Here is an 11,838-nt window from a genome sequence, read left to right as displayed (position 1 = left end):
ACTCGCACAAGCAGATCAGTGCTGGGGCCGTTGACGACCGGACCGACGTGCGGTTGCGTGAGTGGGCATGACCGTCATCGGCTTCCACTGCTCCCACGAGCAGATCGACCCGGCCCGGCTCCTGCGCGACGTCCAGGCGGCCGAGGCTGCCGGCTTCACCGCAGGCATGTCGTCAGACCATCTCTCGCCATGGAGCAGCCGGCAGGGCGAGTCCGGGTACGCGTGGAGCTGGCTGGGCGCTGCCCTGGCCACGACGTCGCTCCCGTTCGGCGTGGTGACGGCCCCTGGGCAGCGCTACCACCCCGCGGTCGTGGCGCAGTCGATCGCCACCCTGGGCCAGATGTTCCCCGGCCGGTTCTGGGCGGCGCTCGGCTCGGGCGAGGCGTCGAACGAGCGGGTCACGGGCGCCGAATGGCCCCGCAAGGAGGTGCGCGACGCCCGGCTCCTCGAGTGCGTGGACGTCATCCGGCGGCTGCTCAACGGTGAGGAGGTGAGCCACGACGGGCTCGTCACGGTCAACAGGGGGCGCGTGTGGACCCGCGCGGACCCGGCGCCCGACCTCGTCGGTCCGGCCGTCACCCCCGAGACCGCCGCCCGGCACGCCACCTGGGCGGACGGGCTGATCACCGTCAACCAGCCCGCCGACACGCTTCGTCGAGTGCTCGAGGCCTACCGGGGCGCCGGCGGACGAGGTCCGGCCCGGCTCCAGATCCACCTCAGCTGGGCACCGACGGAGGGCGAGGCGCTGTCGACGGCCCACGACCAGTGGCGCAGCAACGTGCTCGGCCCGCCCGTCGCGTGGGACACCGAGACCGTCGAGGCGTTCGACCTCATCGGTGAGACCGTCCCACCCGACGGGGTGCGCGACGCGGTGCTCGTCTCCGCCGACCTCGGCCGGCACGCACAGTGGCTGCAGGACTACGTCGAGATGGGCTGGGACGAGCTCTACCTCCACTTCGTCGGCAAGGACCAGACGCCCTTCATCGACGCCTTCGGGGAGCACGTCCTTCCACAGCTGTCACCGAGCAGGCCTGTGCCGCAGCAGGATCCGACACACGCAACACGAGGAGCGGGCCGATGAGGATCAGCGACACGGGCGACGTGTGGTGGAAGAACGCCGTCCTCTACTGCGCAGACGTGGAGACCTTCCACGACTCCGACGGCGACGGGGTGGGCGACCTCCGCGGCATGACCGACCACATCGAGTACCTCGCCGACCTGGGCATCACGTGCCTGTGGCTCATGCCGCTGTACCCGACCGCTCGCAAGGACGACGGCTACGACATCACCGACTTCTTCGGGGTCGACCCGAAGCTGGGGACGCTCGGCGACTTCGTCGAGCTGGTGCGCACGGCACGGGCACACGGCATACGCGTCATCGTCGACTTCGTCATGAACCACACGTCCGACAAGCACCCGTGGTTCAGGTCGGCCCGGCGCAGCCGCGAGGACCCCTACCGCGACTACTACGTCTGGAGCCGCACCAAGCCGAGGTCGAGCAAGAAGGACGTCGTCTTCCCTGACCAGGAGGACAGCATCTGGGAGCGCGACGAGAAGACGGGCGACTACTACCTGCACCACTTCTACAAGCACCAACCCGACCTCAATGTCGCCAATCCGGCTGTGCAGGAGGAGATCTCGCGAACGCTCGGATTCTGGCTCGAGCTCGGCGTCTCGGGCTTCAGGGTGGACGCCGTCCCGTTCCTCTTCGCCCGCGACGGCGTGCCCGGCGTCGACGACGCCGAGCAAGACGCCTTCAACCCCGACCGCTACCTCGGCGACGTCCGCTCGTTCGTCACCCGACGCGTGGGTGACGCGGTGCTGCTCGGCGAGGTGAACCTGCCCTACCCGGACCAGAAGCGTTTCTTCGGCGGTGACGACGGCGACGGACTCAACATGCAGTTCGACTTCATCGGGATGCAGCGGCTCTACCTGTCGCTCGCCCGCGGCGAGGCCGCACCCCTGGCTGATGCGCTGCGCGAACGGCCCGCCCTGGACGTGACGAGCCAGTGGGCCAACTTCGTGCGCAACCACGACGAGCTGACGCTCGACAAGCTGACCATGCCCGAACGCCGTGAGGTCTTCGACGCCTTCGGGCCCGACCCCGACATGCAGCTCTACGACCGCGGTCTACGTCGCCGCCTGCCCCCGATGGTCGGCGGCGACCAACGCCGTCTCCGACTCGTCTACTCGCTCATGTTCTCCCTGCCAGGAACGCCGGTGCTCTTCTACGGGGAGGAGATCGGGATGGGTGAGAACCTCGACATCCCGGGCCGCCTCGCGGTCCGCAGCCCGATGCAGTGGACCGAAGGCGAGAGCGGCGGGTTCTCCTCCGCGTCACCTCGGCGGCTCACCCGTCCCATGCCCGACGGCCTCTTCGGGCCGGAGCACGTCAACGTCGCCGACCAGCGCCGCGACCCCGACTCGCTGTGGTGGTTCATGCGCGGGCTCGTCCGTCGCTACCGGCAGCTGCCGCAGAGCGGGTGGGCCACGGTCGAGGTGCTCGACCACCCGGTCGCGTCCACCCTCGCCCACCTGAGCCGCACCGACGACTGGGCCATGCTGGGGCTCCACAACTTCGGACCCGACGGTGCTGTCGTCCCGCTGACGCTGCCCGACCTCCCGCCCGGGTCCACGCTGCTCGACCTGCTCGGCGAGCGACGGGTGACGGAGATCGGGGCCGGCGGCGCGGTCGAGCTCGACGTCGAGCCCTTCGGCTACCGTTGGCTCCTCGTCGTCCCGGAGGGTGAGGACCCCGGGCTCTGAGTCCGGCGCCAGCCGTGCCGCGGCCGTGCGCCGGCCCGGCTCGGCCCCCTCCGCCGATCGGCGGCCTGCCGAGGCGGGTAGGTGCAACGGGTCACCACTTCGAGGAGCCCAGCGTGTCGCCCGTGTCGTTGCCATGTCGATCAACCTGATCTACCTCATCGCCGGGGCGGCGATGTTCCTCGCAGCAGTGCTCCCGACAGTGCTCGACCGGTATGCCGTCTCGGCCGCCATGGTGCTGCTCGTCCTCGGCATGGGCATCGGCCTGCTGCCCTTGCCGGAGGGGATGCGCCTGGACCCCATCCTCATCCGCCCCCAGGTGGAGCGCGTCACGGAGTTCACCATCCTCGTCGCGCTCATGGGCGTCGGCCTCGCGATCGACCGCTCGTTCGAGTGGCGCCGGCGCACGGCCTGGGCGTCGTGGTCGCCGACGTGGCGCCTGCTCGCCGTCGCCATGCCCCTGACGATCGCGTCCGTGGCGCTGCTGGGCTGGGGCCTCGGCGTCGCGCCGGCGGCGGCCCTGCTGCTCGGTGCCGCCCTCTCGCCGACCGACCCGGTGCTGGCGAGCGACGTGCAGGTGGAGGGCCCCCGGGTCGAGTCCCCTGACGGGGACAACGAGGAGGGCGATGACGAGGCGCTGGGCGAGCCCGTCGACGAGAAGGACGACGTCCGCTTCGCCCTCACCTCCGAGGCGGGCCTCAACGACGGGCTGGCCTTCCCGTTCGTCACCGCCGCCCTCCTGCTCGCCTCGGCCGGCAGCGCCGGCTCGTGGTGGGCCGGCTGGCTCGCGTGGGACCTCGTCGGCAAGGTCGTGGTCGGCGTCGTGGTCGGGGTCGCCGTCGGGTGGGGGCTCGCCCGCGTCGCATTCCGCTCGCCGCGGAGGTCACTGCGCCTCGCCGAGCAAGGTGAGCCGCTGCTGGCGCTGGCCGCCCTCGTGATGACGTACGGGGTGAGCCAGCTCGTCGGTGGCTACGGCTTCGTCTCGGTCTTCGCCTGCGGATTGACCCTCCGCGCGGCAGAGCGCAACCACCACTACCACCGCTCCATGCACGAGGTCGTCCAGCGCCTCGAGCGGCTGCTGACGCTGATCATCCTGCTCATGCTGGGCATGGCGATGACGAAGGGAGTGTTGGACGAGCTCGACTGGCGGGGCGTGCTGATCGCCCTCTCGCTCGTCTTCGTGCTCCGACCGCTGGCCGGGTGGGTCAGCCTCCGGGTGCGCGCACGAGGCGATGACCTCCCGGGCGGGCTGAGCAGGCACGAGGCCCTGGCAACGGCCTTCTTCGGCGTGCGAGGGGTCGGCTCGCTCTACTACCTCGCGTTCGCGGCGGGCGAGCACGCCTTCGTCGAGGAGCGGTGGCTGTGGTCGACGGCTGCGTTCACGATCCTCGTGTCGGTCATGGTCCATGGCGCCCTCGCCACCCCGGTCATGCGCTACCTCGACCGCAACCGAGAGGCCGCCCGAGCCTGACCCGTGGCGTGAACCGGCCCCGAGGAGGGGTGTCTCCTCGGGGCCGGTCGTGAACCGAACTCAGGCGACCTACCCTCCCCGGGGGTCTTCGCCTGACGGACGGAGGTGGTGCAGCGTGACCGATCCTGTCGGGCAGCTCCGGGCACGTGCCGCGGCAACGGCCCAGTGCCACGCGGACCTCCTGATCCCCCGGTTCCCCGAGCGGTCCGCGCCCACGACGATCCGGCTCGCCCTCACGGACGGGCTCACGTGCGGTTCCCCACCGCTGCCGCCGCACGTGTCAGATCGTGTGCCGGTGATCTCTGCCAGCCAGGTGGTCCCGGCCACGTCGCTCACCTCCTGCTCCATCGTGCGGCTCCACAGGTGGCCTTCGACAGGTGCTTCCGGCCTGTCCGAGTCGGGACCTTCGGCCCGATCCGGTGCGACCTTCGTCCGTGTCGTCGGCACTCGCGCCCGGCGCACGATCGAGGTGGCGTCACGCCCGGCGCCCCACACCGACCGGGAGAGCCCATGTGCACCGTCCTCATCACGTACTCGACCCCGCCCGCGCCGCCCGCTGCCGGGGCTGAGGTCGACGCGGGCGCCCGCGGGCGCGACCCCGCCGACCCCCTCGACCCCGCCGACCCCGCCGACCCCGCTGGAGCAGCCTCCGTGCGGCTCATGGTCGCGGGCATCGACGAGGCGATCGCCGAGACCATCGCGACGGAGCTGGCCCGAGCCGGCCACAGGGTGACCTGCCGGCCGTGCGTCGCGACGACGACGACGGAGCGGGGCTTCGACCTCGTGGTGGTCGTGGACCACCTGCACGTCACCCACCGCAGCGACACCGTGTGGGGGCAGGTGGCCGGCACGCCCGAGGACACCCTGGCGTATGCCGCCGGGCCGGCGGGGGCCGAGGGCACCCCACGCATACGGGATCACGATCCCGACCCGCGCGACCTGCGCGACGCGGCACCCGCGACGGGTGAGGCGACCATCCCGATGACGTGGTGCGCCGACTTCCGGGCCGTGGAGGCCTGGGGACAGAGCATCGCCGACCACCTGGTCCGCTTCCTCGAGCTGCGTTCGGAGCTGGTGCGCATCCGGGCGGAGCTGGTGCGCTGCAGGGCGCTGCTCAAGGCCGTCACCCCCGAGCCGCGGGCGGCCTCGGCCGTCGAGCTCGGCCGCCCGATCGGCGCCGGCCGACCGCTGCACGCCGGCGAGCGCCGCGCCCCCGCCGGCCAACCCGGAAGGAGCTGAGATGACCATGGCCCAGCACCAGGTCGCCCAGGGACGGGGGGAGTTCCCGACCCGGCGGTCCAACCGACGACAGGCCAGCAGCGACCTGGCGCCCGCCGAGTGCCAGGCCCTCCTGGAGTCACGCAACATCGGCCGCATCGGCTGGTCGGCCGGTGACGGTCCGCAGATCTTCCCGGTCAGCTACGCGTGCGTCGCCGACCTCATCGTCTTCCGCACCTCACCCTTCGGCGTGCTCTCGGAGCTCGTCCGTCCCGCCCAGGTCGTGTTCGAGGTCGACGAGCTCGACGAACGGGCCCACTCCGGCTGGAGCGTGATCGCCTGCGGACGCGCCCAGGCCGTGGCGTCACCTGCACTGCTCACCCACCTGTGGACCCTCGACGGGGCCGAGCCGTGGGCGGCGGGCACCCGCAACCTCTTCATCGGCATCGAGGTGGAGCGGCTCACCGGCCGCTCGTTCGAGTCGCACCACGCGCCCTCGACGGGTCGATGACGCTGCCACCGGCCCCGAGCACGGGCGGGCCGGGCGCCGTCAAAGGCCCCCGCCCGCGAGAGGCCGGTCCTAGCCTTGGGGCATGACGTCGGCGCCGCCGGGGACCTCTCGCACGAGCGAGCTCACCGTCGCGCGGCGCTCGCGGGCGGTCAGGCGCTGATGGTCGAGACCGTCGCTTCGGGTTCGGCCGGCCAGGGATCCTCCGAGGACCGCCTGCGCGGTCTGCTCGCCGCCAACCGGTCGGTCGTCTCCGAGCTGGCGCTGCCGGCGGTCCTGCGTCGCATCGTCGACGCGGTCCGGGTGGTCTCCGGCGCCGACTACGCGGCGCTGGGCGTCATCGGGGCCGACGGCAGGCTCGAGCAGTTCGTGCACTCCGGGATGGACGCGGCCACGGTGGAGCGGATCGGGCACCTGCCCACCGGCGCCGGCGTGCTCGGGGCCGTCATCGACGACGCTGCACCGATCCGGCTCCACTCCATCGCCGATGACCCCCGGGCCAGCGGCTTCCCGGCCGGGCACCCGCCCATGCGGGCCTTCCTCGGTGTCCCGGTGCGCTCGCGCGGACAGGTCTTCGGCAACCTCTATCTCGCCGACCGGTTCGACGGTGCTGACTTCAGCGCCGACGACGAGGACCTCGTCGTCGCCCTGGCCGCGAGTGCCGGCATCGCCATCGAGAACGCCAGGCTCTACGAGGAATCGCGCCGCAGGCAGGAGTGGTTGCGCGCCTCGGCCGAGATCAGCCGAGACCTCCTGCGTCCCGGTCTCGGTGAGGTGGTGCTGGTGCGCATCGCCGATGCAGTCCTGCGGCTCGCTGACGCCGACTCGGTGACGATCGACCTGCCCACGCGTCGCTCACCGGCGGCTGTCGACGGGCCGGGCGTCCCCTCGCCGGGCGCGAGCGCACCCGCCCTGCAGCCGTATGCCGCCGAGCTCGTCGTCGAGGTCGCCCGCGGGGTGGGTGCCGAGGCGCGCGTCGGCACCGCGTATGCCGCGTCGCCCTCCCTGGCCGGCAGGGCGATGCGCGAGCGCCGGGCCGTGCTCACCGAGCCCCCCGCGAGCGGATCCGGCGCCGAGGTCGACGCGGGCGGCGGCCCCGGCACGCTCGTCGGTGTCGATGGTCCGGCGATGGCGTGCCCGCTCGTGGGCGACGCGGGCGTGCGGGGCGTGGTCGTCGTGACCCGGGGGGCCGGCCGGCCACCGTTCAGCCCGGCAGACGTCGAGATGGCCGAGCAGCTCGCGACGCACGCCGCCGTGGCCCTCGAGCTCGCCGACCGCCGTGCCGACGAGGAGCGCGTCGCCCTGCTCGAGGACCGTCACCGGATCGCCCGCGACCTGCACGACCACGTCATCCAGCGCATCTTCGCGACCGGTCTGACGCTCGACTCTGTTGCCGAGCACGCGCCTGAGTCCCGGTCGGGCGAGGAGCCCGACGGGCAGGACGTGCGCGAGATCCTGAGCCGCGCCGTCGAGGACCTCGACGAGACGATCCGCCAGATCCGGGCGTCGATCTTCGAGCTGCAGGAACCGACCGGCCTCACCGCGTCGCGGACGCGCCTGCGGGAGGTCGTGGCGGCGACCTCCGCACCACTGGGCTTCGAGCCGGCCCTGCGCCTCGACGGTCCGGTCGCCAGCGTGCTCGACGCGTCCCTGCTGCACGACGTGACAGCGGTCCTGCGCGAGGCCCTCACGAACGTCGTCAGGCATGCCGGGGCACACGCCGTCGACGTCAGGGTGTCGGTGACCGGCCCCACCTTCTGCGTCGAGGTCACCGACGACGGGCCGTGCGGACTCGTGGTAGCCGCGATCGACGGCGCTGAGATGGCAGACAGCGCCGAGTCTGCGACGCTCGTCACGCCGGAGCCCGGACACCGCGGCCTCGCCAACCTCGCCAGCCGTGCCGAGGCCCGCGGCGGGCACTGCTCCCTGCGATCGGACGAGAGGACGACGGTGCTGACATGGACGGCGCGACTGGACCAGTGACCCGGCAGCCTGCAAGGCAGGGGGCAACCGACCCCGAGCCCGTGACCGTCTTCCTCCTCGACGACCACGAGATCGTGCGCCGCGGGCTCATCGACCTGCTCGAGTCGCACCGCGGCTTCCGCGTCGTCGGTGAGGCCGGCACGGCGGCCGAGGCGCTGCGCCGCATCCCGACGCTCGCTCCCGACGTGGCGCTGCTCGATGCCCGCCTTCCCGACGGCAGCGGCATCGACGTGTGCCGAGAGGTGCAGGTCAGCAGTCCCGGCACGCGGTGCCTCATCCTCACCTCGTACGACGACGACGACGCCCTGTTCGCGGCGGTCATGGCCGGCGCCTCCGGCTACCTGCTCAAGCAGATCCGGGGCACCTCGCTCACCGAGGCGGTGGCCCACGTCGCGGCGGGGCACTCGCTCATCGACCCCACCCTCGTCGAGCGCCTGCTCGACCGACTCCGGCGCCCCGAGGGCGAGGCCGGCTCTGGTGCCGGTTCTGGCTCACCTCCAGGCGCGCCGCCCGGCTCCGCGCCGCTCACCGACCGCGAGCAGGAGATCCTGACGCTCATCGCGGAGGGGCTGACCAACCGCCAGATCGGCGAGCGCCTCTACCTCGCCGAGAAGACGGTGAAGAACTACGTGTCTGGCCTGCTCGCCAAGCTCGGTTTCGAACGACGCACCCAGGCCGCGGTCTACGGCGCGCAGCACCGTGACGACGCCACCGGACACTGACCGCGTGTAACGATCCGGCGTACGCCGCGATGGAAGGGCTGAGGCGGCACCCGATCCCCCGAGCGGGTGCCGCCTCGCCCTGCGCCCGGCCTCCTGACGGGTCATGCGCACTCCTGCACCTCGCGAGGGTCACCGAGGGCCATGGGTCCCCTAGGCTGGATCCTCACCTGTTGCGGTCGAGCCCTGGCCGGCAACTGGGATCTCGTAGGAGTCAGCAGATGGAGCCACACGAGGCAGTCGGTGCGTCCCGTGGGTCCGAGGTCGGCGCCGAGGCCGACGCCAGGCCCGGCCGGACGAGCGCCCGACGAGCCGTCACGCGGGGTGACGCAGCCGTCGACGCGGTGGTCACGGCGCACGTCGATGCCGTCTTCACGACGTCTCCGGGCGCGTCCCGTCTCACTCCGGTCGAGGCATACCTCCTCGAAGCCCTCGAACGGCTCGATACCGCAGAGACGAAGGTGACCCAGCTCGAGGCCGCCCTGGAGCACAGCCGCGAGATCGGTGCCGCCGTCGGCGTCCTCATGGCGCTCCACAAGCTGACCCGCGAGCAGGCGTTCGACGCGCTGAGGCGCGCGAGCATGGCGCAGAACGTCAAGGTCCACGTGCTGGCCGCCCGGGTGCTCGAGACCGGAGCCACCGACCGGGCCTGACGCGTCGGTGGAGGACCGCCGTCACGCGAGGGCGCCCGCGAGCCATCAGCGTGGTCTGACGACGGACGAGGTGACGTCAGCGTGCTTCGAGCACGAAGAAGAGGAAGCAGATGAAGGCGGTTCGATCGCCGAGGTCCGGCGGGAGGAGCTCACGTGGCGTGTCGGGCGAGAAGGGCGGCTCGCTGATGACCGAGATGCGGAAGCCGGCCTCCGTGAAGGCGTCGGACATGGCGTGCAAGGGTCGGTGCCAGTAAGTGAGCACCGCCTGCTGGTCTCCGAAGGTGTACTCCTCGGAGTACTCGGTGACGGCGAAGTAGTCGGCATCGGGGTCGCTCGACTCGAGGATGCGGGGGTGGTTGACCGACAGGAGGAGGCGACCGCCGGGCTTCAGGACGCGTCGCAGCTCGGCCAGTGGTGCCCACCAGTCCTTGAAGTAGTGCAGGACGAGCGAGACCACGACGTCGTCGAACTCGCCGTCGGCGTACGGAAGCGGCTGACCGAGGTCGACCACGCGCAGGTCGACGTCCTCACCCAGCCGCTCGCGAGCCAGCTCGAGCATGGCGGCGCTGGAGTCGAAGCCCGACACGACGGCGCCCTTCGCGCGCAGGTCTTCGGCCAGGGGTCCCGAGCCACACCCTGCGTCGAGCACGCGACGACCGCGGACGTCGCCGGCGAGCTGGACCATCGCCGGTCGCGCGTAGTACTTGTTGAAGAGACCCGACTCGTTCGCCGTTGCGTAGCTGCGGGCGAAGCTGTCGTAGTGGTCGGCCTTCATGAGTCCTCGCTCCCCTGGGTGCTTCCCCGTGGAAGCGACCCGAGCAAGGGTGGCATGCCCAGAGCCACGACGCGCGTCGGCGAAGGCGTGAGTCGTGGACGACAGCTGGTGGCGCGATACGGCCTCAGGCGACGAGTGCGAGCGCGAGTACGCGTTCGAGACGACTTGGCTGGTCGGGCTCGGTTGCTACGCGAGCGCGTTCGGGTTCGCGCTGGTCGCGCAGGAGTCCGGGGATCAGGGGCGGGGCGTGGGAGGTGTAGGCGTGCCCGGTCGGGGTCGCGGTCACCACCGTGTGCGGCGCGCCCGGCGGTGAGCCGGGGCCAGCGGGCCCAGTGACGGTGATGGCAGTGAAGCCCGGGTGCTGCTTCGCGTGGTTGCACTGCACGCACAGGCCTTGCGCGTTGGTGTCGCTGGTGGGGCCGCCGTCGGCGTGGTCGCGGACGTGGTCGACGTGCTGGGCCGGTGCGTCGCACCACGGGGTGCGGCAGGTGCCGGCGTCACGCAGGAGGACGTAGCGCCGGAGGCCGCCATCGAAGGTTCGGCGGGTGGAGTCCATGGCGACCAGTGCCCCGGTGGTCGGGTGAGTGAACAGCCGTCGCAGCCACACCCTCGCCTTCTCATCCACCTCGCCGCGTGCCTCGTGCGAGGGGGTCAGCTGGGCGCGCGCAAACGCGGCCGGGACGGTGCCGTAGCCCAGCAGCTGGGCCGGGGTGTCGTCGCCGGCGAGGAGGGTGCGGTCGGTCATGACGAGGTGCACCTCGACCGGGACCGCGTCGGCGGCCTGCTGGCCGGTGACGCAGGCCACGAGGGTGTCGGCCATCACCTGGCCCTTGCCCCGCTCGTCACCGGCAGCATGGGCCGTGTCTGCCGCTGCCGTGAGCGCGGCGTGCGAGGCGACGGCCTGCGCGACCGGCAGCAAGGCGGTCAGGTAGGCCATCGTGTCGGGCGCCGGACGCAGCGTGACTCGCCGCTCGGTCGCGGCCTTCGAGGCACGCGCCACCACGGAAGCGCGTCGATGCGGTAGGCGGCAGCGCGGACCTGCCGGGTCAGCTCCCGGTCGCCCCAACCGGCCAACGTCTCGCGGTGCCCGCCGACCACCTCGGCGTCGACGAGGCTGCGCTGCTCGCCCGTCAGGATGGCGGTCTCGCGCACGATGATCTGCGCTCGCCACTCGCTGAGCTCGCCGGCGGCGAGGGCGGCCATCGTGTGCGGTAGTTCGCTCGTCAGTGCCAGCGCGAGCCGCACATGGCTCGCGCCCTGGACCGGGGACTTGCGCCGAGCCAGCGCGACCTGCGCCGCCACGCCCGTCACGCCCGACGGCCGCCGCCGACGCCGACGCCGACCATCGTTCGAGCCGGCACGACCCTCGTCGTCGAACGACGACGCCCGGGCATGCTCCCGCGCAGCCCGCCATCCGTCGAAGTCACCGGCGGCCGAGCACTCCCGCGCCCGGTCCCGCCACGCCTGCGCGACCTGCTGCTGCGAGTCGACGAACGCCGCCGTGAGCCGCGCCTGGGCCGCCGACGCGGCGGCCTTCAACCGCTCGAGCGCCGCCAGCTGGTCCACCCGAACCCGGTCCGAGCCTGCGGCGCTGTCGACGGCCCTGCCATCAGCACGGGCATCGTTGCTGCCGGACCCGATCCGCGACAGAGCCAACACCAGAGTTTCCAGCTCATCCGTCGCCAGCGCCGTAGAGTCGATCATGTGTTCGATTGTACGCCAAACGCATACGCCCCTCAAGGACTGTC

At 72.1% G+C, this 11,838-nt stretch carries 11 protein-coding genes; 8 read left to right on the top strand and 3 right to left on the bottom strand.

Annotated elements, in window-relative coordinates:
* Window positions 1-67: 67 nt before the first annotated feature.
* The 8 genes from AC1DE0_RS01355 to AC1DE0_RS01320 all read left to right on the top strand — a co-directional run bounded on the left by AC1DE0_RS01355 (window position 68) and on the right by AC1DE0_RS01320 (window position 9,315).
* Window positions 68-1,081 (top strand): TIGR03885 family FMN-dependent LLM class oxidoreductase, encoded by a 1,014-nt coding sequence (locus AC1DE0_RS01355; protein ID WP_478096361.1) that lies wholly within the window; start codon window positions 68-70, stop codon window positions 1,079-1,081.
* Window positions 1,078-2,766, top strand: a complete 1,689-nt coding sequence (locus AC1DE0_RS01350; RefSeq protein ID WP_478096359.1) for an alpha-amylase family protein — start codon at window positions 1,078-1,080, stop codon at window positions 2,764-2,766. The genes AC1DE0_RS01355 and AC1DE0_RS01350 overlap by 4 nt, the downstream gene beginning before the upstream one ends.
* 133 nt (window positions 2,767-2,899) lie before the next feature.
* Complete coding sequence (locus tag AC1DE0_RS01345; protein WP_478096357.1) at window positions 2,900-4,234, top strand: cation:proton antiporter domain-containing protein; 1,335 nt, start codon at window positions 2,900-2,902, stop codon at window positions 4,232-4,234.
* A 510-nt stretch (window positions 4,235-4,744) separates the two neighbouring features.
* Complete coding sequence (locus AC1DE0_RS01340) at window positions 4,745-5,473, top strand: hypothetical protein (RefSeq protein WP_478096355.1); 729 nt, start codon at window positions 4,745-4,747, stop codon at window positions 5,471-5,473.
* A 1-nt stretch (window position 5,474) separates the two neighbouring features.
* Window positions 5,475-5,963, top strand: a complete 489-nt coding sequence (locus AC1DE0_RS01335; RefSeq protein ID WP_478096353.1) for a pyridoxamine 5'-phosphate oxidase family protein — start codon at window positions 5,475-5,477, stop codon at window positions 5,961-5,963.
* A 75-nt stretch (window positions 5,964-6,038) separates the two neighbouring features.
* A complete protein-coding gene (locus AC1DE0_RS01330) occupies window positions 6,039-7,943 on the top strand; it encodes a GAF domain-containing sensor histidine kinase (RefSeq protein ID WP_478096351.1) in 1,905 nt (634 codons plus the stop codon).
* Window positions 7,919-8,665: a response regulator gene (locus AC1DE0_RS01325; protein ID WP_478096349.1), complete on the top strand. Its 747-nt coding sequence runs from the start codon at window positions 7,919-7,921 to the stop codon at window positions 8,663-8,665. The genes AC1DE0_RS01330 and AC1DE0_RS01325 overlap by 25 nt, the downstream gene beginning before the upstream one ends.
* Before the next feature lie 218 nt (window positions 8,666-8,883).
* Window positions 8,884-9,315 carry an ANTAR domain-containing protein gene (locus AC1DE0_RS01320; protein ID WP_478096346.1) on the top strand — a complete coding sequence of 144 codons (432 nt, stop codon included), beginning with the start codon at window positions 8,884-8,886 and terminating at the stop codon, window positions 9,313-9,315.
* Between the two features lie 76 nt (window positions 9,316-9,391).
* Here AC1DE0_RS01320 and AC1DE0_RS01315 read toward each other — a convergent pair whose 3' ends face one another.
* From AC1DE0_RS01315 to AC1DE0_RS01305, 3 genes are all read right to left on the bottom strand, one after another.
* Window positions 9,392-10,090: a class I SAM-dependent methyltransferase gene (locus tag AC1DE0_RS01315; RefSeq protein ID WP_478096344.1), complete on the bottom strand. Its 699-nt coding sequence runs from the start codon at window positions 10,088-10,090 to the stop codon at window positions 9,392-9,394.
* A 124-nt stretch (window positions 10,091-10,214) separates the two neighbouring features.
* Window positions 10,215-11,090 (bottom strand): HNH endonuclease, encoded by an 876-nt coding sequence (locus tag AC1DE0_RS01310; protein WP_478096342.1) that lies wholly within the window; start codon window positions 11,088-11,090, stop codon window positions 10,215-10,217.
* A complete protein-coding gene (locus AC1DE0_RS01305) occupies window positions 11,015-11,794 on the bottom strand; it encodes a DUF222 domain-containing protein (RefSeq protein WP_478096340.1) in 780 nt (259 codons plus the stop codon). Before AC1DE0_RS01305 ends, AC1DE0_RS01310 begins: the two co-directional genes overlap by 76 nt.
* Window positions 11,795-11,838: the final 44 nt, after the last annotated feature.

The sequence above is a fragment of the Terrabacter sp. 05T424 genome (assembly GCF_056396225.1).
Note: the sequence above shows the minus strand (reverse complement) of the source record. Positions and strands in the feature narration are given on the sequence as shown.